Genomic DNA, 26,299 nt, shown 5'->3' on the forward strand with positions numbered 1-26,299 from the left:
GGCTCGTACCCTACAAGGCCCCTCCGAGCCCGGGAAACGGCCGCGTCCGGCCCTCGCGAGCAGGGCCGGCGAGCCGGACCGCGCCACGCCGGGGCCCTCCGGCCGGGTGGTAACTTCGCCCCGCGGAAGCGCCCGGAGGGCGACGGGTCAGGGGAAGGAACGGAACGGTGGCGGACTGGCTGGCGGCCCTGGACCGCCGCGCCGAGCTGCGGGCCAAGGCGGGGCTCACCCGCACGCTGCGCCCGCGCGCCGCCGGCGACGCCGTGGTCGACCTGGCCGGCAACGACTACCTCGGCCTGGCCACCCACCCGGAGGTCACGGCCGCCGCCGCCCGGGCGCTGTCGGCGTACGGGCTGGGCGCCACCGGGTCGCGGCTGGTGCGGGGCTCCACCGAGGCGCACCACGCCCTCGAGGACGACCTGGCCGGCTGGCTCGGCGCCGACCGGGCGCTGGTCTTCTCCTCCGGCTACCTGGCCAACCTCGCCGCGGTCCGGGGCCTGGTGCAGCCGCGTACCCTGCTCGTCTCCGACGCCCACAACCACGCCTCGCTGATCGACGGCTGCCGGATCTCCGGCGCCGAGACGATCGTCACGCCGCACGCCGACGTCGACGCGGTAGCCGCGGCGCTGGCCGCCGCCCCGGGACGCCCGGCCGTCGTGGTGACCGAGTCGGTCTTCTCCGTCGACGGCGACCTCGCCCCCCTCGCGGCGCTGCACGCCGTGGCCCGCCGGCACGGCGCGCTGCTGCTGGTCGACGACGCGCACGCGCTGGGCGTCACCGGGCCGGCCGGCGCCGGCGGGGTGGTCGCGGCCGGGCTGGCCGGCGAGCCCGACGTGGTGGTGACGGCCACCCTGTCCAAGGCGCTCGGCGGAGCCGGCGGGGTGGTGGCCGGGCCCGCGGAGTTCGTCCGGCACCTGGTGGAGACCGGCCGTACCTTCATCTTCGACACCGCCCCGCCGCCCGCCGTGGTGGCCGGGGTACGCGCCGCGCTGCGGCTGGCCCGCGCCGGCGACGACCTGCGTGCCGAGCTGGCCGAGCGGGCCGCCCTCGTGGTGCGCCGGCTGGGCGGGGCGGGCCTGGAGGTCTCCGCGCCCGATGCGGCGGTGGTCTCGGTGACCGCCCCCGGCCCGGAGGCGGCGACGGCCTGGGCGGCGGCCTGCCGGGACCGCGGTGTGGCGGTGGGCTGCTTCCGGCCGCCGTCCACCCCGGACAGCCGCTCCCGGCTCCGGCTGACCCTGAACGCCGGGGTGGCGCGGGCCGACTTCGAGCGGGCCCTGGACGTGATCGTGGACTGTGCCGCGGTGAGCGCGAGGAGTGAGCCGGGTTTGCGAGCCCCGCAGTCGCGAACGAAGGAGGGCTCATGACGAACGGCTGGACCGGGCCGGTGCTGGTGACGGGCACGGACACCGAGGTGGGCAAGACCGTGGTGACCGCGGCGATCGCCGCCGCCGCGCAGGCCGCCGGGCTGCGGGTCGCGGTGGTCAAGCCCGGCCAGACGGGTACGGCCACCGGCGAGCCCGGTGACGTCGACTCGGTGACCCGGCTGGCCGCCCCGCTGACCGGGCGGACCCTGGCCAGCTACCCGGATCCGCTCGCCCCGCTCGCCGCGGCCCGGGTCGCCGAGCTGGAGCCGCTGGAGCTCTACACCGCGGTCGACGCCATCCGCGAGGAGACCGACAAGCACGACCTGGTGCTCGTCGAGGGGGCCGGCGGGCTGCTCGTACCCATGGGGTTGCGCCCGTCGGGCGAGCCCTGGACGGTGGCCGACCTGGCGGTGTCGCTGGGCGCCCCGGCGGTGGTGGTGGCCCGCGCCGGGCTGGGCACGCTCAACCACACGGCGCTGACCCTGGAGGCGCTGGAACGCCGGGCCATCCCGGCCGGCGTGGTGATCGGCGCCTGGCCGGGTGAGCCGGAGCTGGTGCACTGGCTCAACCTGTCCGACCTGGTGCCCAACCTGCTGGGCGCGCTGCCCATGGGCGCCGGCGGCATGGACCCGGGGGTGTTCCGCCGGTCCGCGCCGGGCTGGCTCACCCCGGCCCTCTACGGCGTGCTCGACGACTGGCGCGCCTGGGCCGAGGAGATCAGCTGAGCACCTGACTTTCGTCGGTGCCCGGTCCGGCCGCCCGTCGGTAGCCTGGCCGCCGTGGAACCGCCGCGTATCCCGCCGTCCGTCCGGCGCCGGGCCGGTGACCTGCTGCTCTGGGCCGTGGTCGCCGCCCCGGTGGCGTACGCCGGGCTCACCCCGCCCTGGCCGCGGCACGCCGTGGCGCTGCTGGCCGGCTCGCTGGCGTTGCTCGGCCTCGCGGTGGCGCTCGGCCGCCGGTGGCCCCTCGCCGCGCTGCTGGCGGTGGTGTTCGGCTCGCTGGTCGACGGCAACTTCGTCTTCGCCATCCCGGTGTTCAGCTACCTGGCCGGCCGGCGCAGCGCGGGCGCCGGCCGGGTCGCGGCGGTGTTCGCCGCCATCGCGGTCGCCGGCACCGCGGTGAACCTCGGGCTGCTCGGCACCAACCCGGAAACCTGGTTCCTGCTCGCCTCGGTGCTGCTGTTCGCCGGGGTGTTCCCCTGGCTGCTCGGCCGGATGCGGAGGCAGCAGCGGGCGCTCGCCGAGGCCGGGGAGCGGCACGCCGAGGCCGAGGAGCGGGAGCGGCGGGCCGCCGTGGAGCGGGTACGGCTGCGCGAGCGGGCCCGGATCGCCCAGGACATGCACGACTCGCTGGGGCACGACCTCAGCCTCATCGCGCTGCGCGCGGCCGCCCTGGAGCTGGCCGCCGACCTGCCACCCGCCCACCGGAGCGCGGCCGGGGAGCTGCGGGCCAGCGTGGCCGCCGCCACCGAGCGGCTGCACGACATCATCGGCGTGCTCCGTGAGGAGCGGTCCGGGTCGCTGCGGCCGGCCGGCGAGACGGTGGCGGAGCTGGTCGACGGCGCCCGCGACGCCGGGCTGGCGGTCGACCTGCGCGCCGACCCGGACGGCGGGGACCTGCCGCCGCTCGTCGCGCACGCCGTGCACCGGGTGGTCCGGGAGGCGCTGACGAACGCCGCCCGCTACGCACCCGGCGCCCCGGTCACCGTCACGGTCGACCGGGCGGGCGGGGAGGTGGCCGTGTCGGTCGTCAACGGCCCGGCCCCGGACGGGCCGCTGCCGGGGCCGGCGTCGCACGGCTCGGGGTTGCTGGCGTTGCGCGAGCGGGTCCGCCTGGCCGGGGGCGTGCTGGACGCGGGCCCGCGCGGCGGAGGCTTCGCGGTGACCGCGCACCTGCCGCTGACGGCCGCCCCCGCCGTGGTCGACGCCGACCGGCCCGACGCCCCGGGCGCCGGCCGGTCCGGCGGCCTCGCCGGGTCGGCGGGCGACGGTCTCCGGGAGGACGGCGGGTCGGGCCGGGGGCCGCGCGACCGCGCCGGTGACGCGGCACGGCGGCTGCGGGAGGCGCGCCGGCGGGCCCGGCGCAGCCTGCTCGTGGCCTTCGGCGCCCCGGCCGGCCTCGCCCTGGTGCTCGCGCTGGTCTACTACCCCCTCGCCACGGCGGGCGCGGTCCTCGACCGGTCGGGCTACGAGCGGCTGCGCCTCGGTGCGGAGCGGGCCGACCTCGGGCTGCCCCGCCGGCAGGCCGACCCGCCGGCCGGGTCCGCACCGGGCTGCGAGTTCTACACCGACGGCAACTTCCCGTTCGCGGAGCCCACCTGGCGGCTCTGCTTCACCGACGGCCGGCTGGTCAGCAAGGAGCGGATCGCGCAGTGACCGACGACAACGGGCGCCCCCTGCGGGTGGTGCTCGCCGACGACGAGGCGATGGTCCGCGCCGGGGTGCGCGCCATCCTGGCCGCCGACCCGGGCATCGAGGTGGTCGGGGAGGCGGGCGACGGCCATGCGGCCGTCGAGCTGGTCCGGGCGCACCGGCCCCGGGTGGCGCTGCTGGACATCCGGATGCCCCGGCAGGACGGGCTGGCCGCGGCGGCGGAGATCCGGCGGCTGGTGCCGGAGACCGCCAGCGTCATGCTCACCACGTTCGGCGACGACGACCTGATCGCGCGGGCGCTCGGTCACGGCGCGAGCGGCTTCCTGCTCAAGTCCGGCGATCCCCGGGAGCTGCTCGCCGGCCTGCGGGCCGTGGCCGACGGCGGGGCGTACCTGTCGCCGCGGGTGGCCCGCCGCGTCATCGAGCTCAGCGGCGGCCGGCTGGCCCAGGGCCCGTACGCGCGGGACCGGCTGGCCGGGCTGACCGACCGGGAGCGCGAGGTGCTGGCCCTGGTCGGGGCCGGGCTGTCCAACGCCGAGATCGCCCGCCGGCTGCACCTCGTCGAGGGCACCGTGAAGAGCTACCTGACCAGCATCTTCACCCGGCTGGACGTGCGCAACCGGGTGCAGGCGGCGATACTCGCGTACGAGGCGGGGCTGGTCCCGCCCACCGGCTGACCAGCCCCGCCCCGCCCCGCTCAGGCGTCCCGGCGGCGCAGCGCCCAGCGGCCCAGCGCCAGCGCGGCGACGGCCCAGCCCGCGAGCACCAGCAGCCCGACGGCCGCCGGGTAGGGCTCGGTGTCCCCGGCCAGGAAGTGGTTGCCGGCGACCCCGGGGAACGCGTCGGCGATCCGGGTGAGGACGGTGATCCCCGGTTCCTGCAGCGACAGCGGCACGATCATCAGCAGCGCGAAGAGCACGGTCAGGGTGAGCACCGCGCCGCGCAGCGCCGCCGCCAGCCCGAGGGCCAGCACGCCCACCAGCGCGAGGTACGCGGCCGAGGCCACCACGTCACCCACGGTGCCGCCCAGCGGGGCCCGGCCCCACTCGCCGAGCACCGGCCGGGCGACCGCCGCGCCGACCGCGCCGACCAGCAGCCCGGTCAGGAATGTCACGGCGCCGACCACGACCGCCTTGGCCGCCAGCACCCGCCCCCGCGAGGGGGTGCAGCGCAGCGTCGTCCGGATCGTGCCGCTGGCGTACTCGCTGGTGATCGCGAAGAGGCCGATCGCGAGCACGACATACTGGGTGAGCTCCAGCGCGCCGGCGACCACCTCGCCGACCGGCAGGACGCCCGGGTTCACGGTCGGGTCGTCGTCGGTGTTGGCGTTCACCGCGTAGATGGCGAGCTGGCCGGCCGTGGCGGTCATGGTCAGCACGGCGGCCAGCAGCGTCCACCAGGTGGACCGGACGGACCAGAGCTTGGTCCACTCAGCGGCCACGGCACCGGTGAACGGGCCGCGGGCCGGGGCGGGCCGGGACGCCGGCCGGGTCGGGACGGCGGTGGGCAGGGCGGTCATCGGGTCTCGCCTCCGGTCGGGCCGGCCGCGTACTCCACGCTGCCGGCGGTCAGTTCCAGGAACGCCTCCTCCAGGGAGGCGGCCACCGGGGTCAGCTCGTGCAGCCGCACCCCCAGCTCGTACGCGAGGTCACCGACCCGGCCGGCCGGGACGCCGGTGACGGCCAGCCCGCCCTCGTCCGGGCTGACCGCCGCCCCCTCGGCGGCCAGCCGCGCGCCCAGGGCCGCCAGGCCGGCGGGCTCGGGCCCGCGTACCCGGACCGAGCTGGCCGGGCGGGCGGCGATGAGCTCGGCGAGCGGCGCGTCGGCGACCAGCCGGCCCCGGCCGAGCACCACCACCCGGTCGGCGGTCTGCTGCATCTCACTCATGAGGTGGCTGGAGATGAGCACGGTCCGTCCCTCGTCGGCGAGGCCGCGGGTGAACCGGCGGATCCACCGCACCCCGTCCGGGTCGAGCCCGTTGACCGGCTCGTCGAGCAGCAGCACCGGCGGGTCGCCGAGCAGCGCCCCGGCGATGCCGAGCCGCTGGCCCATGCCGAGCGACAGCGCGCGTCCCGGCTTGGCGGCGGCCCGCGCGTCCAGCCCCACCAGGTCGAGCACCTCGTCCACCCGGCGGGCCGGGATGCCGTTGCTGCGGGCCATCGCGCGCAGGTGCGCGTGCCCGGAACGGGCCGGGTGCACGCCGGTGGCGTCGAGCAGCGCGCCGACCTCGTGGAGCGGGTACCGCAGCTCCCGGTAGGGCCGGCCGTTGACCAGGGCCCGGCCGGCGGTCGGCCGGTCCAGCCCGAGCACCATCCGCATGGTGGTGGACTTGCCCGCGCCGTTCGGGCCGAGGAAGCCGGTCACCTGCCCCGGTCCGATCTCGACGGTCAGGTCGTCGACCGCGGTGGCCGCCCCGAACCGTTTCGTCAACCCACGAAGTGTGATCATGCGCCGACGGTAGGCAGCGGAGGCGGTGGCGCACCGCCACCGATCGGCACCGCCGCACCCTGACTTTCGTCAGGTCCGGCGGACCACGAACGCGTCGGGCATCCGGAAGGTGAGGTTGTCCGGGCACCACGGCGGCCGGACCACGGTCACGCCGTCGAGCAGCGGTGCCGCCTCGGCCACCACCACGGCCGCCTCCATCCGGGCCAGCTGCGCACCGACGCACCGGTGCGGGCCGGCACCGAACGCCAGGTGCCGGCGGGAGCCGCGCTGCCCGGGCCGGAACTCGCCGGGCGCGGCCACCACGGCCGGGTCCCGGCCGGCCCGGGCCAGCCAGGCGACGATGCTGGTGCCGGCCGGCACGGCGACCTCGCCCAGGGTGGTGTCCACGGCGGCCACCCGCCGCCAGGTGACGATCGGCGGCTCCAGCCGCAGCCCCTCCTCGACCACGTCGGCCACCGCGACCTCGCCCGCGCGCAGGCCGGCGCGTACCGCCGGCTCGCCGGCCAGCCGGTGCAGCAGCAGGGTGAGGAACTGCGACGTGGTCTCCTGGCCGGCGACCAGCAGGAAGAACAGCGCGCCGACCACCACGTCGGGGGAGTGCCCGGCGGCGCGCAGCCGGGCGGCCAACCCGCCACCGGTGGCGGCGAACGCGCGCAGCACGGTGTGGAACCGGCCCACCTCGGCGGCGAGGGCGAGCTGCCGGGACTCGTCGAGCGGCGCCCAGAACAGCTCCAGCGCGGCGCGGGCGAAGTCCTTGACCGCGCCCACCGGGGCGTCCGGCAGCTCGACCAGCCGGGCCAGCACCAGCAGCGGCAGGTCGGCGGCGAGGCCCGCGTACAGGTCGACCGGCTCGCCCGCGGCGAGGTCGGCGGCCAGCCGGGCCACCCGCTCGCGCACCAGGCCGGTGAGCCAGGGCTGCTGGGCGGCCACCCGGTCGGGGTGCAGCGCGTCGGCGACGATTCCGCGGATCTCCGGGTGGCTCGCCGCCGCGTTGTTGGCCAGCGTCGGTGGCAGCCGGAACCGGTGCCCGGCGAGCACCCGCAGCGCGGCCACCGGGATCGGGGTCACGGCGTCGAGGGCGTTGTCCGGGCGGAATGTCGCCGGGTCGGTGAGCAGCCGCCGGACCAGCGCGTGCCGGGTCACCACGAGGTGCGGCACGCCCACGTGGTCGACCACGGTGGCCACGTCGGGCCACGGTCCGTCGACGGACTCCCCCCAGCCCCGGAACAGCACGGCGTCACGCTAGCGGGCGGCTCCCGGCGGAGCCGGGTCCAGCTCCCACACGGTGGTGTGCTTCACCCGTACGCTCTCCAGCGCCTCCGGCACCGGCACCTCGTACGCGGCCAGCTCGTGGAAGCGCTCGCGGGGCAGGAAGGCCCGGCCGGGGTCGCCGACCAGCACCCGGGCGCCGGACCGGGCGGCCCGGAGCAGGAAGCGCAGCATCCGGCGGGCCATGGCCTCGCTGTAGAAGACGTCGCCGGCCAGCACCACCTCGGCGTCCCCGGCGTCGCCGTCCAGGATGTCGCCGAGCTCGGCGTCAACGCGTACCCCGTTGGCCTCGGCGTTGAGCGCGACGGCCGCGACGGCCCGCTCGTCCACCTCGACGGCCCGGACGGTGGCCGCGCCGCCCCGGGCGGCGGCGATGGCGACCAGGCCGGAGCCGGAGGCGAGGTCGAGCACCCGGCGGCCGGCGACCAGCTCGGGGTGGTCGGTGACGTAGCGGGCGAGGGCCTGGCCACCGGCCCACGCGAACGCCCAGAACGGCGGCGGCTGGGCGCTGTGGAACTCGCCCTCGGTCAGCTCCCAGAGGCCGATCGGCTCGTCGGCCTGGTGCAGCCGCACCTCGGGGACGAAGGCGACCGGGGCGAGCCGGGCGTGCAGCCGGACGAAGGCCGCGGACAGGTCGGGCACCGGGTGATTCTGTCGTACGCCCCGAGCCCGCCGGCGAGGGATCCCGGGCGTGTCGTGAAGCAGCCGTAACCGGTTCACCACCCTGCGTGAGAACGGCCCCCGGTGTTGGCGGTTCGTGCGAACACGCCCGTCTACCGGGGCGCCGCCGGCGCTCCTAGCGTTTCCGGGTGGACGCGGCCGACGGGAGGAGACGGTGGTGAGCGGGTGGCGGTACGCGCTGCGGATCGGGGTCGTGCTGACCTGCCTGGCGGGCGCCGGGCTCGGCGCGGCCGTGCCGGCCGGAGCGGCGGCCGCCTTCTCGACCGAGCTGAGCGGGCTGCCGGACGAGTTCACCGCCGGGGACCGGGCGGAGACGCTGTCCGCCGTGGTGTCCCGCACCGACGGGGGCGGCTGCGTCAAGGTGCGCTGGTCGATGCTGCTGCGGGTGCAGGGCCTGCGGCTGGACCAGGTCACGGTGGACCGGGTGGAGGACAGTGGCTCCTTCCCGCTGGAGATCCGGACCGAGGGGGACACCGCCCGGCTGACCGACCGTGACCTGGATCCGGGTGTGCTCTGCCCGGGCCGCACCGTCACGGCCCGCTACCGGGTGGCGTTCGCCGGGGACGTGGGCCGGGGGCGGGTGAGCTTCGCCGCCGAGGCGTACGACCCGCAGTTGCGCCTGTTGGCCCGGCAGACCGCCGACCGCCAGGTGGTGGGGGAGGAGGCGTCGGCCGCCCCGACGGAGGCGACGCCCGAGCCCACCGAGCGCAGCGCCGAGCCGACCGAGCCGGCCACGGAGGAGCCGGTGGCCGACGAGCCGTCGAGCGAGGCGGCGGTGGTCGAGCCCCCGCCGCCCGGCGCGGCGGGCCGCCCGGCGTCCACCTCGGGTGGCTTCGGCGTGGTCCAGGTCGCCTTCCTCCTCGGCGGGCTGCTGGTCTTCCTCGGGGCGGGGTTGCTGCTGCGGATGCGGCGGCTGCTGCGCCCGGACCGCGAGGCGCCGGAGTTCGCCCGGCCCGCACGTGCGCGCTGGTGAGTTCACTTTACAAAACTCTGCCTCTTGTAAAACGCCGTGACCGCTGCCACAGTCTGGGCAGGAGTTCACGGATCGGAGGCTGACGATGGGCACCGACACCGTCCCCTGGCGGGACACCCGCAAGCCGCTCTGGCCGCTCGCCCTGCTCGTCCCCGTGCTGCCCTTCGTGGCCTGGTCGCTCTGGCACGCGACCGGCGGCGGCTGGGCCTGGTGGCTCACCCCGGCGATCGTCTTCGGCGTCATCCCCGTGGTCGACCTGCTCATCGGCGACGACCGGGAGAACCCGCCGGAGGAGGCGGTGCCGGCGCTGCAGGCCGACGGCTACTACCGCTGGCTCACCTACCTCTACCTGCCGGCCCAGTACGCCGCCCTCGTGCTCTGCTGTGCCGTGTGGACGCACGGCGGGCTCTCCTGGGCGGCCGCCGCCGGCCTGGTCGCCACCGTCGGGGTGGTCGACGGCATCGCCATCAACACGGCCCACGAGCTGGGTCACAAGCGCGAGAAGGCGGAACGCTGGCTTTCCAAGATCGCGCTGGCGCCCACCGGCTACGGGCACTTCTACGTCGAGCACAACCGGGGTCACCACACCCGGGTCGCCACGCCGGAGGACCCGGCCAGCGCCCGCCTGGGGGAGAGCTTCTGGGCGTTCTGGCCGCGTACCGTCGTCGGCAGCCTTCGTTCGGCCTGGCGCCTGGAGACCAGCCGGTTCCGGCTGCGGGGCCGCAGCCCCTGGACGCACCGCAACGACATCCTCAACGCCTGGGTGATGACGCTGGTCCTCTACGCCGTGCTGGCGATCGCCTTCGGCCCCGGCGTGCTGGTCTTCCTCGCGCTCCAGGCGGTGGTCGGCTTCTCCCTGCTCGAGGTGGTCAACTACCTGGAGCACTACGGGCTGGCCCGCCAGCGCACCGCCGCCGGCCGGTACGAGAAGGTCGATCCCCGGCACAGCTGGAACAGCGACCGCACGGTCACCAACGTCTTCCTCTTCCAGCTCCAGCGGCACAGCGACCACCACGCCAACCCGCTGCGCCGCTACCAGACGCTGCGCAGCTTCGACGCCTCCCCGCAACTGCCCGCCGGCTACGCCACGATGGTGGTCGCCGCGCTGCTGCCGCCGGTCTGGCGCCGGGTCATGGATCACCGGGTACTCGCCCACTACGGCGGTGAGCTGGAGCTGGCCAACGTCCACCCGCCGGCCCGGGAGCGGCTGCGCAGGCGCGGGCGGGGGTCCGTCGCGCCCGGCCCGCTCAGTCCAGCTGTGCCGGCTCCAGACCCAGCTCGCGCGCCGCGACGAGACGCACCCATTCGGCGATCTGCCGGCGGGTGATGACCCGCTCGTGCACCGCGAGCTGCACGGCCAGGCCGTCCATCACGGCGCTGATCCGCCAGGCCGCACCGGCCGGGTCGGGGCAGTCGAAGGTGCCGTCGGCCACCCCGTCGGCGATGACCGCGGCCAGGTCCCGCCGCCACCGCAGGTCGAGCCGGCGGGACAGCTTCTCCAGCTCCGGGGTGCGCAGCGACTCGGCCCAGCCGTCGATCCACATGGACCAGGAGGTCGACCGGCCGGCCGGGGCGTAGAGGCGGAGCATCCGCCGCAGCTTGGCCAGCGGCGGGGCGGTGGAGCGCACCACCGTGTCGAGCCGGTTCAGATCCTGCTCGACGGCGTAGGCGAACGCCTGCGCGAGCAGCCGGTCCTTGGTGGCGAAGTGGTAGAAGACCAGGGCCTGGCTGACCCCGGCGGCCTCGGCCACGTCGGCCGTGCGGGTGTTGGCGAGTCCCCGTTCCGCGATCACCTCACAGGCCGTGCGCAGCAGCGCGTCCAGGCGGATCTCGGCGGCACGTCTCGTCACGCCGTTACCGTAGCCCATCCGAGTGACCACGAGGAGTTACCGAAGCGGCCGGTCGAGCGCACGACAGTCGGATGCCGGACAGTGCATCCGGGGCGACAATCCGCAGGTCTCCGGCCTGCGAGGGATCTTCATCAGCTCCCGCCCAGGCTCCTAGGAAGCTTCGGAGGCCCGAACCTCCATCACCCGGACGCGCCCGGAAACGGGACCCGATTTGGCAACCGTTCCCGGGCTCGGCTAAAGTTCTCATCCGTCACCGGGTAACAACCGGGGGCACGCGGACGTAGCGCAGCTGGTAGCGCATCACCTTGCCAAGGTGAGGGTCGCGGGTTCGAATCCCGTCGTCCGCTCGGAGATGCCGCCACGCATGTCGGGGGCAACCTCGGTGGAGTGGCCGAGAGGCGAGGCAACGGCCTGCAAAGCCGTGTACACGGGTTCAAATCCCGTCTCCACCTCGGCAGTTGACGAGGGCGATTGGCGCAGTGGGAGCGCGCTTCCTTGACACGGAAGAGGTCACTGGTTCAAACCCAGTATCGCCCACCAGCACAGAGGCCGTGTCGATCACTCGACACGGCCTCTCGCTTTGCGCGCCCGCACACGGGCTTCTCCCCGCCCGCTCACGCCGACGCGCCCAGCAGCGCCTCGGCCACGGCCGTCCGGCTGCTCAGCAACGACCGGCCCTGCCGGTGCGTCACCACCAGCCCGGCGGCCCGCAGCGCGGTGAGGTGCTGCGACACCCCGGCCGGCGACAGCCCGGTGCGCCGGGCCAGCTCGGTGGTCGACCGCGGCGCGTCCAGGGCGGCCAGCAGCCGCGCCCGTCCCCGCCCGAGCACCGCACCCAGCGCGTCCGGGGCGTCCGCCGGGCACTCCCACAGCCCGCCGATCCCCCGGGCCGGGTAGGCCAGCTGCGGAACGTCACCGGCCGCGATGCTGAGCACCGACGGCCAGACGAAGACCGAGGGCACCAGCACCAGCCCCCGGCCGTCCGGCACGTCCGGAGCGGCGCAGTGGCGCTGGCTGATCAGCAGGGCGTCGCCCTCCCAGCGGACCCGCTCGTGCAGATCGTTGAGGAGCCCCGCCGCGCCGCCCTCGGCCAGCCGGCGCGCCCGGTGGAACACCTCGGCGTCGAGCACCGCCCGGATCCGCGGCCAGTCGCGGGCCACGGCCAGCCGCCAGTACGCCGCGATCTCGTCGGCGAGCCGGCGCAGCCCGGCCTCCGGATCGTCGTACAGGGCGGCCACCGCCGCCGGCCGCGGGCCGGGGCAGAGGTCGAGCTGCGCGCGGACCGTCTCGGGCGGGGTGTCGCGGAGCACCGTCAGCTCCTGGTCGAGGTCGGGACTCAGACCGGCCGGCGGCGGGGTGAGGAAGTCGGGCAGGTAGCCCGGCGCGGGCGGGACGAGGTGCCCGAGCAGGCCGTCGAGCAGCCCCGCCTCGGCCAGCCGCGGCCGGACCCGGTTGGCCCACGGCAGGTGCAGAGCGTGGCGGCCCGGGTCGCGTAGCACCCGGACCCCGGCCATCACCTCCCAGAGGCAGGAGAGCGCGAAGCGGACCCGCGCCACACCACCCGCCGACAGCCCGATCGCGACCACGCCGCCCCCCGTCGTTTCAGCCAGGACTGAAACATTACGGCGGCCCGCGCCGCCGCCACAGACTGGCGGGGTGAACGAACACCACACCCGAGCCCTGCACTTCCGTTCCCTGCACGTCCCCGGCGAGCCGCTGGTCCTGGTCAACGCCTGGGACGCGGCCAGCGCCCGGATCGTCGCCGCGGCCGGCGCCCGCGCGATCGCCACCACGAGCGCGGGCGTCGCCTGGAGCCGCGGCGCCCCGGACGGCGACGCCCTCGGGCGCGACACCGCCGTCGACGTCGTCCGCCGCGTCGCCGCCGCGGTGCCGCTGCCGGTCACCGCCGACATCGAGTCCGGGTACGGCGACACCGCCGACGAGGTCGCCGAGACCGTGGCCGCGGTGCTGGCCGCCGGTGCCGTCGGGGTGAACGTCGAGGACGCGCGGCACGGCGGCGGTGCGCCGCTGCGCCCGGTCGAGGAGCAGTCCGCCCGGCTGGCCGCCGTCCGGTCCGCCGCCGACCGGGCCGGCATCCCGCTCTACGTCAACGCGCGAATCGACACCTTCCTGCGCGGCGTCGGCGGGATCGAGGAGACGGTGGCGCGGGCCGGGGCCTACCTGGCCGCCGGGGCGGACGGCATCTTCGTGCCCGGGGTGGTCGACCCCGAGACCGTGGCCGCCCTGGCCGACGCCATTCCGGCGCCGCTGAACGTGCTGGCCGGGCCCGGCGCGCCGCCCGTGCCGGCGCTGGCGAAGCTCGGGGTGGCCCGGGTCAGCCTGGGTTCCGCCGTCGCCGAGGCCGCGTACGCGGTGGCCCGGCGGGCCGCCGAGGAGGCGCTCACCGCCGGGACGTACGGCGCACTGGCCGACGCGCTCGACTACGGCACGCTGAACGAGCTGATGCGCGGCTGACCGGGTACGCGAACGGGGGCGCCGGGCGGCGCCCCCGTCATACCCGACCGGGACCGATCAGCTCCGTCGACCGCGGCCGCGTCCGGGTCACAGCGGCGGGGCGATGTCCCGGCGCTCCTCGACCCGGCGGTACTCGACCGGCTCGGCCGGGGTGACCACCTCGCGGCGGCGGCCCCAGACCAGGGTCGTCATGATCAGGCCGAGAACGCCGGCCGCCATGAGGATCCAGCCGACGACGTCCAGGTCGACCCCGCCGACACTGGCGTCCAGCGCGAAGGTGAGGATCGCGCCGACCGCGATCAGGAAAATGCTCGTTCCGATACCCACGACAGCCTCCTTCGGGGGGACGGTTGTGCTGTCGCCGCAGTCAGTACCCCGGCGGCCACCAGCGCAATCACCGGTCTGTGACAGCGGTCACCCGAGCGTTGCCGGGAAGCGGCGGGGCCTGCCGCGGGGCGATCTTGTCATCGGGTACAGTTGCACCCGTCGCCGACGCGAGCCGGCGACGACGCGGACGTAGCGCAGCTGGTAGCGCATCACCTTGCCAAGGTGAGGGTCGCGGGTTCGAATCCCGTCGTCCGCTCGCGATCCGCCCCCTCGCGGGCCGACCGTCGCCGGTTGATCCGGCGGGTTCCCGGGCGATTGGCGCAGTGGGAGCGCGCTTCCTTGACACGGAAGAGGTCACTGGTTCAAACCCAGTATCGCCCACCAGATCCTCCGAAGGCTCGTCACCGCACGTGGTGACGGGCCTTCTCCCGTACGGATGGCCGTGGCGGACGGATCGGACGGTCCGGCCGCCGCCTCGCCGCCGGCCACTGGCCACATCGGTCGCCCGGTCGCACGGAGGACCTGGTACGAATCCGCCCAACGGGTTATGGAACCGCTGACCCGCAGCGTGACAGGGTGATGGCCCATGGAGCTGGGAGGCGATCGTATGCGGTCAGTCAGGCAGGGACGGTGGGGGCGCACAGCCGCCCGGCTGGGCGTGGCCGCCCTCCTCGTGGCCACGGGGGTGACGCTCGGCGCCGCACCCGCGGAGGCGACCGCCACCCGTACCGTCGCGTTCTGGAGCATGGACGAACCTGCCGGCGCGACCGTGCTCAAGGACAGCAGCGGCAACGGCCGCAACGGCACCATCGGGGACGAGGTCGTCACGGGCGCCCTCTACGCGGGCGCCACCGGGCACCGGTTCGCCGTCCACGTGCCCACCGATCAGGAGTACGTCCCGGGCCACGTCAACGTGGTGCCGCACAGCACCGACCTCAACCCCGACGCCGGGGACTTCTCGTTCACCATCCGCTACCGGACGACGCGCTCCTTCGGCAACATCCTCCAGAAGGGACAGGGCTCGACCGCCGGCGGCTACTGGAAGTTCGAGGCCCCGGGCGGCACGCCGAAGTGCCTGTTCCGCGGCGGCGACGGCGCCTCGCGGACCGGCTACACCAACGTGTCCATCGCCGACGGCCAGTGGCACACCGTCACCTGCAACCGCACCTCCACCTACGTCGAGATGTACGTCGACGGGGTGCGGACCAGCCGGCTGACCGGGCCGACCGGCACCATCGCGAACAACTGGCAGCTCTCCATCGGCGGCAAGAGCGTGTGCGACGGTGTGAAGGTCACCTGCGACTACTTCGGCGGCGACATCGACTACGTGAAGATCCTCAAGGGATCGGGCGGTCCCGCCAACCAGCCGCCGGTGGCGCAGCTCGTCCCGAACTGCTCCGGGCTGGTCTGCACCTTCTCCGGCGCCGGCTCCACCGACGCCGACGGCGCGATCCAGGATTACCGCTGGACCTTCGGCGACGGCGCCACCGCCGACACCGTCTCCGTGCCGACCACCTCCCACACGTACGCGGCAGCCGGCACCTACCCGGTGACCCTCACGGTCACCGACGACCGGGGCGCCACCGGCACGGCCACCGTCGACGTCACGGTCGCCCCGGTGCCCGAGCGGATCTCCTTCGTCGGCCAGGCCACCGGGAACACCAACTGGACCAGCCACACGGTGACCGTGCCGCCGACCGTCCAGCCGGGTGACACGCTGCTGCTCCTGCTCAGCCAGAACACCCACACCGGCACCGGCGAGCCCACCGGGGTCACCGGCTGGACCCGCCTCGACCGGCTCGGCGGCGGCTTCGCCACCACCACCGCCTGGTGGAAGGTCGCCGCCGCCGGGGACGCCGGAACCGCGGTGCGCGTCGCCCTCGACAGCCAGGCCAAGGGCAACCTCGTGGTGGCCGCGTACCGGGGGGTCGCGGCGAGCGCGCCGGTCTTCGCCCGGACCACCGACCCGGCCAGCTCCGCCACCCGCATCACCCCGTACGCCCCGGTGACCGCCGACCAGAGCTGGGCGGTGTCGTACTGGCTGCACGGGGACGGGGTGTCCACCTCGCTGACTCCGCCGGCCGGTGTCGAGGTGCGCAGCAACAGCTCCCAGAGCGGCGGCGGGCGGGTCACCACCCTCCTCGCCGACTCCGGCAGCAGCGTGCCGGTCGGGAACTACGGCGGCCTGGCCGCGGTGGGCGCGGCGGCCAGCACGACCACGACCACCTGGACGTTCGTCCTGCGTCCGGCCTGAGCCGGATACGCCGCCGGCCGGCGCCGTTGTTCCGCGGTGCCGGGCCTGCTGACGCCGCTGGCCGGCACCCCGTGTGTTGGGGTGCCGGCCAGCGGTGCGTTGTGTGTGTCAGCTGTTCCAGTTGTGGGCGACGATGTCGGCGGCCTGCTGCTCCCACTGCGCGTACGCGTCGGGGTAGGCCGAGACCTGCACGGTCTGGGCGGCCTCGGTCAGCGGCATGTCCTGCCAGCCGTCGACCTGCTTCAGGCCCTTCTCGAACGCCAGGGTGGCGTACTCGGGGTCGGTGATCTGCTCCGGCGAACCCCAACCACTGGACGGGCGCTGCTGGAACAGGCCCAGCGAGTCATGGTCGTTGGCGTCGCCGAGGTGGCCCAGGTTCTCCAGCTTCGACTCCTGCAGGCTGGTCGCGATCGAGATGACCGCCGCCCGCTCCGGCAGACCGGCCTTCTTCGTCGCGGCGATGATCGCCTTGGCGTTGGCCAGCTGCTCGTCATTCAGGTCGATCTTCGACTGCGCGCCCTGCACGCCGTGCGGGATCAGCTTGTCACCCTGCACCGCGACCGCAGCCGGCTTGGTGCCCTGCACCGGGGCAGCGTCGGCGTGGGCGGCGACCGGACCGGCGAAGATCCCACCGGTGAAGGCCAGACCAGCAATACCCAGCACGCTCTTCCGCAGCATCGTGTTCATGAGAAAGCTCCTCGGGGGTTGGCGCACACACCGATGGGGGTCGGCCGTGCGCAAGCACCACGTCAGGCGCTCAAAGAAAGTCTTGGGGGGATCCACCAGCGCGCGGGGCTGAGCCTCTTCGTCGCGCCGGGACCATGTACAACGACCGGCGGGCCACCATCATTCCGCGATCGCCGCGCCCATCTCGGGGGCGGTCCGGGGGCCCGGCCCACCCCGGCTCGCGGGGCGCCCTCCTCGGTCGTTCACCCGGATACAACGACCCCCGCCCGCCGGCCATTCCGGCGCCGGGATGCCGCCGATCACAACCCCGATCCGGACATTCACCCCAAGCCGCGCAACGATCGTCGCGCCGGCCGCAGATCTTGGACAGTTACCGTTCGCTGCGAACAGCAACTGTCCAAGATCGCGCCAGAACCGCATGCACATGACGCCCGGCCCCGGGGTGAGTGGAACCCCATGGGTGCATCCAGGCCGCGGAGACACCCATGCTGTTCCACTCACCCGCCGAGACAGCGCGAAACACACCCTCCCCGCCCGGAACCCGTCAGTGGAACACCACGGCGGTATCCCGGCCCGGGGAGACACCCATGACGTCCCACTCAACCCCAGGCGGGGCGCGCCGGTAGCCGACAGGCACCCGTTCACGGCGATCGGTGGAACGGCATGGATGTATCCGGACTCGGGAAACCTCCATACCGTTCCAACCCAGCGCCGTCATCGGGCGCGAAGCGGACACGCGCCAGATTGCCCGAACCGCTCAGGCGCCACCCACCCACACATCCCCGCGACGTCGACCCGGCCGCCGAGATCGCCACGCTCACCGCCTTGCTCGGCAGCCATGGAAGCAACACCCCGGAACCTCCGGTGCTGCGTATGAGGCTGCAGAGCGAAGGGCGACGACGGCACACCCCGGCGACGGCGCCGCGGCGGGACGGGACGCGACGGGACAGGGCATGCGCTCCTCGCGCCCAGCCACCTGCGATCTTGGTGAGTTGTCGTTCGCAGCGAACGGTAGGTCGCCAAGATCCGCGCGAGTTGCGGCGGCAGGGCAGGCGGCGCCCGGGCACGGCAAGGCCAATGGCGCGAGGGCAGCAGGTCGCCGGGACGGGCGGCGAGGTGGAGCGGAGCAACGGGCGGCGGCTTCTGCCCTCGGCAGATCCGCTCACCGTGAACACCACTCACGGAAGCGGCAACGGCGGGGCAGGGTGGGACATATGAGAGTGCTGATGCTGGGCGGTACGGGATTCGTCGGTGGGGCCGTGGTGACCGAGGCGGTACGCCGCGGCTGGTCCGTGACCGTGTTCAACCGGGGGCTGCACGGCAGCGTGCCCCAGGGCGTACACCGGTTGCGGGGTGACCGCACCGCGCCGGACGGGCTGGCGGCCCTCGCGGGCGGCGAGTGGGACCTCGTGGTGGACACCTGGGACGGCGCGCCCCGGGCGGTCCGGGACGCGGCGCGTGCCCTGGCCGGCGCCGTCCCGCACTACGTCTACGTCTCCAGCGGCTCGGTCTACGCGCCGCCCGTCGGGCTGGGCACGGGCGAGGACGCGCCGGTCGTCGAGGCCGGGGCGGACGCGGGCGACGGGGACTACCCGCAGAACAAGGCGGGCGGGGAGCGGGCCGCCGTGGAGGTGTTCGGCGAGCGGGCGCTGCTGGTGCGGGCCGGGCTGATCCTCGGGCCGGGTGAGGACATCGGGCGGCTGCCCTGGTGGCTGCACCGCATCGCCCGGGGCGGCGAGGTGCTGGCGCCCGGCCCGCGTGACCTGCCGGTGCAGTACGTCGACGCGCGGGACCTGGCGATCTGGTTGCTGGACCGGGGGAGCGAGGGCGCCGGCGGGGCGTACAACGTGGTCAGTCGGACCGGGCACACGACGATGGGTGAGCTGCTCGACGCGGCCGTGGCGGTGACCGGCGCGGACGCGACGCTGCGGTGGACGGACCCGGACGCGCTCCTGGCGGCGGGCGTCGAGCCGTGGAACGACCTGCCGATCTGGATCCCGCTCGGGCACGAGTACCGCTGGTTGCAGGAGCGGGACGTCGAGCGGGCCTACGCGGCGGGCCTGGCCTGCCGGCCGGCCGCCGAGACGGTCGCGGACACCTGGCGCTGGCTGGGCGAGGTGGGCCAGGTGCCGGCCCGGGCGGGACGCCCGGCACGGGCGCCGGTCGGCCTGGCCCCGGAACGCGAGGCCGCCCTCCTGACCGCCCTGCCGGCCTGACCGCCGGCGACAACGCCCGGCGGCAACGACCTGCGACGACGCCCGGCGGCAACGACTGGCGACGACCGGCGGGGACGACGTGCGGCGACGACCTGCGACGCCCGGCGGCAACGACTGGCGACGACCGGCGGGGACGACGTGCGGCGACGACCGGCGGCGACGACCTGCGACGCCCGGCGGCAACGACTGGTGACGACCGGCGGGGACGACGTGCCACGACGACCGGCGCGACCGCCGGCTGTCAGTGCACCACCGGCAGGTCGAGCACGTCGTCGACCGGGCGGCGCGGGGTGGTGCGGCCGGGCTGGCCGTACCCGATCCGCATCACCATCTGCGGCGTGCCGAACCGGCCCAGCGACAGCCGCAGCGCCTCCCGGGCCCCGGGCACCTCGATCGGCTGGGAGAGCATCGACACGGCCAGGCCGGCGTCGGTGGCGGTGAGCAGCACCCGTTGCAGGGCCTGCCCGGCGACGATCTGGTCGGTGGCGGTGTTGCCGGTCGAGCCGAGGACGGCGACCAGCGGTTCGGGTTCGAAGTCGCGGCCGGGGGCGCGGTTGCGGCCGCCGAAGCCGCGCTGTGGCAGCAGGTCCTGCGGTTCGCTCTGCGGGCCGCCCGCGGCGGTCGGCACGCCGTCGGGGGAGGGCTCGGAGCGGATCCACCGCTTCCGTTCGGTGACGTAGGCGGGGTCGCGCTCCAGTACCCGGTGTGCGCTGCGGGCGATCTCGGCGAAGGCGTTGACCGCCGTGGTGCCGATGACGAGTTCCAGCCAGCACTGCTCGGCCCGGGCGGCCTCGCCGAGGCGCCAGCGCGCGTCGGCGGGGACCGGGTCGGGCCAGAACGGCGCCCGGTTGCTGAACCGGCGGGAGATTGCGCCGTGCAGGCTCTGCTCGGCGGGGGTGGGCCGGCGCGGCACGTCGGGGACGAGCCGGGCCACCACGTCCGGGTCGCCGGGGTACGGGCGGAGCCGGACCGTGGCCGGCGTGCCCGCCACGGCGAGGGCCAGCCGCAGGTTGCACAGGGCCGCCCCGCAGGCGATCCGGGCGCCCCAGCCGCTCGGGTCGGTGGCCGGCAGCCGGCGCCGCGGGTCGACGGCGATTTCGATCCCGCCGTCGACGAGGCGGAACCGCCAGGGCTGGGTGTTGTGCAGCGACGGCGCGCGCACCGCGTCCGCGGCGGCTTCCCGCAGCTGGTCGGCCGTGTAGCCCGTGGTCATGGCGTTGCTCCCTCCGTGCGGGCCGACCTGCCGGCCGGCCCGTTTCCACCGTCCGTCACGGGGTGGGGCGGCGAGCAGGGCCGGAGGTCCCCACCTGGGCGGGTCCGTCTGCCCGCCGCGGCCGCGTGCCGGTCGGGACCTTCGGCCCGTGCGGGACCCGCGGGCGGGAGGGTAGAAAGGACGGATGATCCGCGTGTTCCTGCTCGACGACCACGAGGTCGTCCGTCGTGGCCTTGCCGACCTGCTCCAGAGCAGCGGCGACATCGAGGTGGTCGGCGAGTCCGGCTCCGCGCAGGAGGCGGCCCGCCGTATCCCGGCCCTCCGCCCCGACGTGGCGATCCTCGACGCCCGGCTGCCCGACGGCAACGGCATCGACGTGTGCCGGGACGTCCGCGCCGTGGACTCGTCGATCAAGGGACTGATCCTCACCTCGTACGAGGACGACGAGGCGCTCTTCGCGGCGATCATGGCGGGCGCCGCCGGTTACGTGCTCAAGCAGATCCGCGGCACCGACCTCGTGGACGCGGTCCGGCGGGTGGCGGCCGGGCAGTCCCTGCTCGACCCGGCGATCACCACCCGGGTGCTGGAGCGGATCCGCAGCGGCGTCGAGCAGCCGCGCGAGCTGAAGTCGCTCACCGAGCAGGAGCGGCGGATCCTGGAATACGTGGCCGAGGGGCTCACCAACCGGGAGATCGCGGGCAGGATGTTCCTCGCCGAGAAGACGGTGAAGAACTACGTGTCCAGCGTGCTGGCCAAGCTCGGCCTCGAGCGTCGTACGCAGGCCGCCGTGCTGGCCACCCGGCTGCTCGGCAAGAGCCACTGAGCCGGGGCGCCCCGCCCGCTCAGTCGCGCAGCGGCACGCTCCAGCGCAGCTCGGTGCCGTGCGGGGCCACCCGGCCGAGCTGGAAGTCGCCGCCCAGCCGTTCGGCCCGCTCGCGCAGATTCACGAGGCCGCTGCGGGCCGCCTCCGGGTCGCAGCCCACGCCGTCGTCGGTGACCGTGACGCTCACCCGGCCCGCGTCGACCTGCACCCGCACCGACACCCGGTCGGCTTGGGCGTGGCGTACCGCGTTGGAGAGCGCCTCGCGGAGCACGGCGGTGAGTTCGGGGCGGAGCTGGTCGGGGACAGCGCTGTCGATGGGCCCGACGAGGTCGAGGTCGGGCCGGTAGCCCAGGGACTCGGCGGCCGCCTCGATGGCCTCGCGGATCTCGGTGCGCAGCGCCGCGCTCATGGGGGTGCGCAGCTCGAAGATCGTGCGGCGGATGTCGCGGATGGTGGCGTCCAGGTCGTCGACCGCCTGGTTGATCCGCTTGGCCACCTCGGGGCGGGCGTTCATGGCGCCGCTCTGCAACTGCAGGCCGGTGGCGAACAGCCGCTGGATCACCACGTCGTGCAGGTCGCGGGCGATGCGCTCGCGGTCCTCCAGGACCACCAGCAGCTCCCGTTCCTCCTGGCCCCGCGCCCGTTCCATGGCCAGCGCCGCCTGACCGGCGAAGCTGCCGAGCAGGGCCACGTCGTCCTCGGCCGCGGGACCGCGGTCGGGCCGGTGCGCGACGACCAGCACGCCGTGCAGGGTGTCCGCCGCGGCGAGGGGTGACACCACGGCCGGCCCGCTGACGACGGGGTGCGGCCAGGGGGCCGCCTGGGCGAGGTTCTCCAGCAGCTCGTGGCGGCGGTCGGTGACCGAGCCGACGAAGGTGGTCTCGCCGGCGGGCAGCACCGCACCGACCAGTTTCCGGGCGGCGTCGCCGTCGGCGCCGTCGACCACCTCGACGGTGAACTGGCGCTCGTCCTCGTCGTAGAGCAGGACGAGGGCCAGTTCCGCTTCGGCGACCTCGCGGGCCCGCCGGGCGACCAGGGTCAGCGCGTCGGTGCGGCGGACCTCACCGAGCAGTACCGAGGTGATCTCGGCGGTCGCGGCCAGCCAGCGTTCCCGCCGGTGCGCCAGGGCGTAGAGGCGGGCGTTCTCGATGGCCACGCCGGCCGCCGCGGCGAGCGCGACCACGATCTCCTCGTCGTCCTCGGTGAACTCGGCGGCGCCCTGCTTCTCGGCCAGGTAGAGGTTGCCGAACACGTGGTCCCGGATGCGCACCGGGACGCCGAGGAAGCTGTGCATCGGCGGGTGGTTCGGCGGAAAGCCGTAGGACCGGGGGTGCCGGGTGATGTCCGGCATGCGCAGCGGGCGGGGGTCGTCGATGAGCAGGCCGAGCACGCCCCGCCCGTGCGGCAGCTCACCGATCTGCGCGTGCAGTTCGTCGCTGATGCCGTGGACGATGAAGTCGTGCAGCAGCCGGTCAGCGCCGATCACGCCGAGCGCGCCGTAGCGGGCGCCGACCAGCTCGCAGGCCGACGCCACGATTCGCTGCAGCGTGCTGCGCAGGTCGAGGTCGGAGCCGATGCCGACCACCGCGTCGAGCAGGGCGCGTAGCCGCTCCCGGTTGGTGACCACCTCGCCGACCCGGTCCAGCATCTCCTGGAGCAGTTCGTCGAGCCGAACCCGGGACAGCGGGGTCAGCCCCAGCGAGGGGGTGACGTTCTCGTTGCGTGGATTCGGTGCGCTGGCCACCGGGCGATGCTATCGCCTGGTGGCCGCCGGCCGGAGATCCGTCAGGAGAGCTGGCCGCGTACCGCCGACGTGTCGACGGTCTGCGCGACGTCCAGCCGCGGGGTGTGCGGGGGGCCGGCGTGCGTCGGGTCGGCCAGGCCGAGGCGCATCGAGATGTACGGGAAGCCGAGGCCGGACAGCATCTGCCGGAGCGTCTGTCGGGTGCTGTCGACCTCCACCACGCCGGAGAGCGGCACCAGGGACACGCCGTGCCGGGTGGCGGTGAGCCAGGCGGCGGAGAGCGCCTCGCCGGCGCGCAGCCAGCTGTCCGGCTCGTCCTCGGTGCCCCAGAGGATCCCGTAGACGGCGGCCCGGTCGTGCCCCTCACCGACAGGCAGTGTGCCGGGGCCGAAGTCGCGGGCCGGGACGGTGGTCTCGGGGGCCCGCTCCGGCACCACCTCCGGGGGCAGCCCGGTGCCGGCCCGGGCCCGGGTGGTCCAGTACGCCAGCTCCTCCTGCAGGTCCGGGCTGCCCTTCTCGACGGCCGCCGCCTGCTGGGCCGCGGCGGCCAGCTCGATCTTCTGGTCGTCGTTCAGCACCTGCAGGTTGACGCCCTCCCGGGTGGCCGCCCGGTCGATCTCGCCCAGCACGGCGGTCGGGATCGGCTCCTCGCTGACCGGCCGGCGGTCGGTGTGTCGGACCTGCATGCACTGGACCGTGCGCATGGCGTCCGGGTCTGCCCCGGTGGGCTTGAATCCGGTCAGCCGGGCGAGGAGGTCGGGCTGGCCGGGGTCGGGCACCCGCTCCACCACCGGCGTCCAGCCCTCGGCGGCCAGCGCCATCCGGGCGTGGTGCAGCGCGACGCCGCAGCTCAGCACCAGCAGCCGGCCCTCCGGGTCCAGGACGCTGAGGTGCCGCTCCCGGACCACGCGCAGCTCCAGCGCGTCGGGCAGCACGGTCCAGTGCCACGGCTGGGTGTTGTGCACCGAGGGGGCGTGGCCGGCCATTCCGGCGGCCTCCGCGAGCGCGGTGGTCAGCGGGCGGTCCGTAGCCGGCGTCTCGTGGCTCATCGTCACGACCTTCCTGTCTCTCCCCATCGTGCCCCACGCCCGGGGCGTCCGGGTGGGCTTGCCCGCTCCATCCTCGGCCATGTCCGCGATGGCCGCACGCGTCCGACGTCCCGCACGCACGGGCCCTTCGACCCGTCGGATTACCCACGTTTGCCCTACCCGGGCCGCCGGGGCGCTGAGACGATCCGCATGTGGGGGCGGAACCGCGGGAGTGCGTACCGGAGCGGCCGGTGCGGCGACGCCCGCTGGAGCGGCGGGAGTGGGCGCCGCTGATCCTGCTCACCCTGGCCGTGCTGGCCGGCGCCGGGCTGTGGATCGCCGGGCGGCGTGGCACCGCCGACCTGGTCTGGGCGGCGGTGACCGTGGTGGCGCTCGGGCCGGCGGTCTGGACGACCCTGCGGCAGCTCTGGCGGCGGCAGTTCGGGGTGGACGTGATCGCGGTGCTGGCCCTGGCCGGCGCGCTGCTGGTCGGCGAGTACCTGGCCGGCGCGGTGATCGCCGTGATGGTCGCCACGGGCCGGGCCCTGGAGGAGTACGCCCAGCGCCGGGCCAGCCGCGACCTGCGCGCGCTGCTGGAACGGGCGCCCCGGCAGGCCCGGCGGCGCGCCCCGGGCGGCCGGATCGAGGTGGTGCCGCTGGACCGCGTGGCGGCCGGCGACCGGCTCGTGGTCGGCCCCGGCGACGTCGTGCCGGTGGACGGGACCGTCGAGGAGCCCGCCACGCTGGACGAGTCGGTGGTCACCGGCGAGTCGCAGCTGGTCACCCGCGCCGCCGGCGAGCAGGTGGCCAGCGGCGTGGTCAACGCCGGCGCCGGCTTCGGGCTGCGGGCCGGGAAGAGCGCCGCGGAGAGCACGTACGCGGGGATCGTCCGGCTGGCCGAGGAGGCCACCGCGCGCAAGGCCCCGATGGTCCGGCTCGCCGACCGGTACGCGGCGGCGTTCGTGCCGTTCACCCTCGTGCTGGCCGGGCTGGCCTGGCTGCTCTCCGGCGAGTTCCTGCGGGCCGTGGCGGTGCTCGTGGTGGCCACCCCGTGCCCGCTGCTGCTGGCCACCCCGATCGCCATCGTGTCCGGGCTGTCCCGGGTGGCCCGCCGGGGCGTGCTGGTCCGCGACGGCGGGTCCCTGGAGCTGCTCGGCCGGGCACGTACCCTCCTGCTGGACAAGACCGGCACGCTCACGGCGGGCCGCCCGCGCGCCGCCGAGACGGTGGTCGCCCCCGGCGGCGACCGGGACGAGCTGCTGCGGCTGGCCGCTTCCGTCGAACAGCTCTCCCCGCACGTGCTGGCGGCCGCCCTGGTCCGGCAGGCCCGCGAGCAGGGGCTGCCGCTGACCGAGCCGACCGGGGTCACCGAGGAGCCGGGACGCGGGGTGACCGGCCGGGTCGACGGCCGCTTGGTCCGGGTGGGCCAGCTCGCCGGCGAACCGCCCGAGTGGGCGCACCGGGTCCGCGAGCGGGCCGAGCTGGCCGGACGCTCCACCGTCTGGGTCAGCGACGAGCACGGCCCGCTCGGCGCGATCCTCCTCGAGGACCCGGTCCGGCCCGACGCCCGGCGTACCGTCCGGCGGCTGCGGGAGGCCGGGCTGGACCGGCTCGTCATGGTGACCGGCGACCGGCCGCGCACCGCCCAGCAGGTCGCGCGGACCGTCGAGGTGGACGACGTGATCGCGCAGTGCTCGCCCGCGGAGAAGGTCGCCCGGGTGAAGGCGGAGTCCGGCCGGGCGGTGACCGTCATGGTCGGCGACGGGGTGAACGACGCCCCGGCGCTGGCCGCGGCGCACGTCGGGGTGGCCATGGGCGCCACCGGGGCGACCGCCTCCGCCGACGTGGCCGACGCGGTGCTCACCGTGGACCGGCTGGACCGGCTCGCCGACGCCGTCGAGATCGCCCGGTACGCCCGCCGCATCGCGGTGCAGAGCGCCTCCGTCGGGATGGGACTGGCCGTGGTGGCCATGGTGGTGGCCGCCGCCGGTGGGCTGCCCCCGGTCGCCGGCGCCTTCCTCCAGGAGGGCATCGACGTGCTGGTGATCGTCAACGCGCTGCGCGCCCTCCGCGGCGGCCTGCGCCGCCGGGACGTCCCCCCGCACACGCGTGAACTCCTCGACCGGTACGCGGGCGAGCACGGCGGTGTCCGCGACGTCCTGGCCCGGCTACGGGACACCGCCGACCTGGTGGCCACCCGCCCCGACGCGCCGGAGTGCGTGCCGGCGCTGCGGGCGGTGCACCGCCGGCTGGTCGACGACGTGCTGCCGCACGAGGCGGCCGAGGAACGGCAGCTCTACCCGGCCCTGGCCGCCCCGCTGGGCGGCGAGGAGGCCACCTCCACGATGAGCCGTGCGCACGTGGAGATCAGCCGGCTGGTGGACCGGATCGGCGGTCACCTGGCGGCCCAGCCCGACGGCCGGCTGCGCCCCGACGAGGTGCCGGACCTGCTGGCCGCGCTCTACGGCCTGGACGCCGTCCTCCGGCTGCACCTGGCGCAGGAGGAGGAGGACTACTTCTCGCTCAGCCCCGCCGACGACCACCCCGACACCCGCTGACCCGTCGCCACCTGGGG

At 75.4% G+C, this 26,299-nt stretch carries 22 protein-coding genes and 5 tRNA genes; 16 read left to right on the forward strand and 11 right to left on the reverse strand.

The window, feature by feature from the left end; all coding sequences use genetic code 11:
• Positions 1 to 167 precede the first annotated feature (167 nt).
• The 4 genes from GCE86_RS02615 to GCE86_RS02630 are packed head-to-tail and all read left to right on the forward strand — an operon-like array spanning position 168 to position 4,413.
• Complete coding sequence (locus GCE86_RS02615) at positions 168 to 1,364, forward strand: 8-amino-7-oxononanoate synthase (protein ID WP_244317153.1); 1,197 nt, start codon at positions 168 to 170, stop codon at positions 1,362 to 1,364.
• Positions 1,361 to 2,089 (forward strand): dethiobiotin synthase, encoded by a 729-nt coding sequence (bioD, locus tag GCE86_RS02620; protein ID WP_154225418.1) that lies wholly within the window; start codon positions 1,361 to 1,363, stop codon positions 2,087 to 2,089. Before GCE86_RS02615 ends, bioD begins: the two co-directional genes overlap by 4 nt.
• A 54-nt stretch (positions 2,090 to 2,143) precedes the next feature.
• A complete protein-coding gene (locus tag GCE86_RS02625; protein ID WP_244317155.1) occupies positions 2,144 to 3,739 on the forward strand; it encodes a sensor histidine kinase in 1,596 nt (531 codons plus the stop codon).
• 50 nt (positions 3,740 to 3,789) lie between these two features.
• Positions 3,790 to 4,413 (forward strand): response regulator, encoded by a 624-nt coding sequence (locus GCE86_RS02630; protein WP_204342291.1) that lies wholly within the window; start codon positions 3,790 to 3,792, stop codon positions 4,411 to 4,413.
• Between the two features lie 20 nt (positions 4,414 to 4,433).
• On the opposite strand, the gene GCE86_RS02635 is transcribed toward GCE86_RS02630, so the two are convergent.
• The 4 genes from GCE86_RS02635 to GCE86_RS02650 form a co-directional block, all read right to left on the reverse strand.
• Entirely contained in the window at positions 4,434 to 5,255 is an 822-nt protein-coding gene (locus GCE86_RS02635) for an ABC transporter permease subunit (protein ID WP_154225420.1), read from the reverse strand.
• Positions 5,252 to 6,184, reverse strand: coding sequence for an ABC transporter ATP-binding protein (locus GCE86_RS02640; RefSeq protein WP_154225421.1), 933 nt, complete (start codon positions 6,182 to 6,184; stop codon positions 5,252 to 5,254). Before GCE86_RS02640 ends, GCE86_RS02635 begins: the two co-directional genes overlap by 4 nt.
• Before the next feature lie 69 nt (positions 6,185 to 6,253).
• Positions 6,254 to 7,417 carry a cytochrome P450 gene (locus tag GCE86_RS02645; protein ID WP_154225422.1) on the reverse strand — a complete coding sequence of 388 codons (1,164 nt, stop codon included), beginning with the start codon at positions 7,415 to 7,417 and terminating at the stop codon, positions 6,254 to 6,256.
• 9 nt (positions 7,418 to 7,426) lie between these two features.
• The gene (locus tag GCE86_RS02650; protein WP_154225423.1) at positions 7,427 to 8,095 is read right to left on the reverse strand and encodes a class I SAM-dependent methyltransferase; all 669 of its coding nucleotides are present in this window, start codon (positions 8,093 to 8,095) and stop codon (positions 7,427 to 7,429) included.
• 196 nt (positions 8,096 to 8,291) lie between these two features.
• Here GCE86_RS02650 and GCE86_RS02655 point away from each other — a divergent pair, with 196 nt between their 5' ends.
• Both GCE86_RS02655 and GCE86_RS02660 read left to right on the forward strand, forming a co-directional pair.
• Positions 8,292 to 9,107 (forward strand): hypothetical protein, encoded by an 816-nt coding sequence (locus GCE86_RS02655; protein ID WP_154225424.1) that lies wholly within the window; start codon positions 8,292 to 8,294, stop codon positions 9,105 to 9,107.
• Positions 9,108 to 9,192: 85 nt separating this feature from the next.
• Positions 9,193 to 10,434, forward strand: coding sequence for an alkane 1-monooxygenase (locus tag GCE86_RS02660; RefSeq protein ID WP_154225425.1), 1,242 nt, complete (start codon positions 9,193 to 9,195; stop codon positions 10,432 to 10,434).
• Here the strand turns inward: GCE86_RS02660 and GCE86_RS02665 are convergent.
• Positions 10,355 to 10,957 (reverse strand): TetR/AcrR family transcriptional regulator, encoded by a 603-nt coding sequence (locus GCE86_RS02665; RefSeq protein WP_154225426.1) that lies wholly within the window; start codon positions 10,955 to 10,957, stop codon positions 10,355 to 10,357. The two genes, GCE86_RS02660 and GCE86_RS02665, sit on opposite strands and share 80 nt — an antisense overlap.
• 274 nt (positions 10,958 to 11,231) lie before the next feature.
• Between GCE86_RS02665 and GCE86_RS02670 the strand changes: the two genes are divergently transcribed.
• From GCE86_RS02670 to GCE86_RS02680, 3 genes are all read left to right on the forward strand, one after another.
• Positions 11,232 to 11,304, forward strand: a tRNA-Gly gene (locus GCE86_RS02670).
• A gap of 34 nt (positions 11,305 to 11,338) precedes the next feature.
• Positions 11,339 to 11,409 (forward strand) — tRNA-Cys (locus GCE86_RS02675).
• A gap of 13 nt (positions 11,410 to 11,422) precedes the next feature.
• A tRNA-Val gene (locus GCE86_RS02680) sits at positions 11,423 to 11,497 on the forward strand.
• A 74-nt stretch (positions 11,498 to 11,571) separates the two neighbouring features.
• Here GCE86_RS02680 and GCE86_RS02685 read toward each other — a convergent pair.
• Positions 11,572 to 12,543, reverse strand: coding sequence for an ArsR/SmtB family transcription factor (locus GCE86_RS02685; RefSeq protein WP_154225427.1), 972 nt, complete (start codon positions 12,541 to 12,543; stop codon positions 11,572 to 11,574).
• Positions 12,544 to 12,613: 70 nt separating this feature from the next.
• Here GCE86_RS02685 and GCE86_RS02690 point away from each other — a divergent pair, with 70 nt between their 5' ends.
• Positions 12,614 to 13,432, forward strand: a complete 819-nt coding sequence (locus tag GCE86_RS02690; RefSeq protein WP_154225428.1) for an isocitrate lyase/PEP mutase family protein — start codon at positions 12,614 to 12,616, stop codon at positions 13,430 to 13,432.
• Positions 13,433 to 13,519: 87 nt separating this feature from the next.
• Here the strand turns inward: GCE86_RS02690 and GCE86_RS02695 are convergent, their stop codons facing one another.
• Positions 13,520 to 13,759 carry a DUF6458 family protein gene (locus GCE86_RS02695; protein WP_154225429.1) on the reverse strand — a complete coding sequence of 80 codons (240 nt, stop codon included), beginning with the start codon at positions 13,757 to 13,759 and terminating at the stop codon, positions 13,520 to 13,522.
• Between the two features lie 183 nt (positions 13,760 to 13,942).
• Between GCE86_RS02695 and GCE86_RS02700 the strand changes: the two genes are divergently transcribed.
• From GCE86_RS02700 to GCE86_RS02710, 3 genes are all read left to right on the forward strand, one after another.
• Positions 13,943 to 14,015 (forward strand) — tRNA-Gly (locus GCE86_RS02700).
• Positions 14,016 to 14,068: 53 nt separating this feature from the next.
• A tRNA-Val gene (locus tag GCE86_RS02705) sits at positions 14,069 to 14,143 on the forward strand.
• A 223-nt stretch (positions 14,144 to 14,366) separates the two neighbouring features.
• Positions 14,367 to 16,013, forward strand: a complete 1,647-nt coding sequence (locus GCE86_RS02710) for a PKD domain-containing protein (RefSeq protein WP_154225430.1) — start codon at positions 14,367 to 14,369, stop codon at positions 16,011 to 16,013.
• Between the two features lie 108 nt (positions 16,014 to 16,121).
• Here GCE86_RS02710 and GCE86_RS02715 read toward each other — a convergent pair whose 3' ends face one another.
• Positions 16,122 to 16,700 (reverse strand): hypothetical protein, encoded by a 579-nt coding sequence (locus GCE86_RS02715; RefSeq protein WP_154225431.1) that lies wholly within the window; start codon positions 16,698 to 16,700, stop codon positions 16,122 to 16,124.
• A gap of 1,214 nt (positions 16,701 to 17,914) precedes the next feature.
• Between GCE86_RS02715 and GCE86_RS02720 the strand changes: the two genes are divergently transcribed.
• Positions 17,915 to 18,916 carry an NAD-dependent epimerase/dehydratase family protein gene (locus tag GCE86_RS02720; protein ID WP_154225432.1) on the forward strand — a complete coding sequence of 334 codons (1,002 nt, stop codon included), beginning with the start codon at positions 17,915 to 17,917 and terminating at the stop codon, positions 18,914 to 18,916.
• Positions 18,917 to 19,157: 241 nt separating this feature from the next.
• Here GCE86_RS02720 and GCE86_RS02725 read toward each other — a convergent pair whose 3' ends face one another.
• Positions 19,158 to 20,129, reverse strand: coding sequence for an Acg family FMN-binding oxidoreductase (locus tag GCE86_RS02725; protein ID WP_154225433.1), 972 nt, complete (start codon positions 20,127 to 20,129; stop codon positions 19,158 to 19,160).
• A 184-nt stretch (positions 20,130 to 20,313) separates the two neighbouring features.
• Between GCE86_RS02725 and GCE86_RS02730 the strand changes: the two genes are divergently transcribed.
• Positions 20,314 to 20,952 (forward strand): response regulator, encoded by a 639-nt coding sequence (locus GCE86_RS02730; RefSeq protein WP_154225434.1) that lies wholly within the window; start codon positions 20,314 to 20,316, stop codon positions 20,950 to 20,952.
• 19 nt (positions 20,953 to 20,971) lie between these two features.
• Here the strand turns inward: GCE86_RS02730 and GCE86_RS02735 are convergent, their stop codons facing one another.
• Complete coding sequence (locus tag GCE86_RS02735) at positions 20,972 to 22,645, reverse strand: GAF domain-containing sensor histidine kinase (RefSeq protein ID WP_204343304.1); 1,674 nt, start codon at positions 22,643 to 22,645, stop codon at positions 20,972 to 20,974.
• Positions 22,646 to 22,737: 92 nt separating this feature from the next.
• Positions 22,738 to 23,745: an Acg family FMN-binding oxidoreductase gene (locus GCE86_RS02740; protein ID WP_154225436.1), complete on the reverse strand. Its 1,008-nt coding sequence runs from the start codon at positions 23,743 to 23,745 to the stop codon at positions 22,738 to 22,740.
• A gap of 191 nt (positions 23,746 to 23,936) precedes the next feature.
• Between GCE86_RS02740 and GCE86_RS02745 the strand changes: the two genes are divergently transcribed.
• Positions 23,937 to 26,282, forward strand: coding sequence for a heavy metal translocating P-type ATPase (locus tag GCE86_RS02745; protein WP_154225437.1), 2,346 nt, complete (start codon positions 23,937 to 23,939; stop codon positions 26,280 to 26,282).
• The last annotated feature ends 17 nt before the right edge of the window (positions 26,283 to 26,299 follow it).

It is taken from the genome of Micromonospora terminaliae (assembly GCF_009671205.1).
GTDB lineage: Bacteria > Actinomycetota > Actinomycetes > Mycobacteriales > Micromonosporaceae > Micromonospora > Micromonospora terminaliae.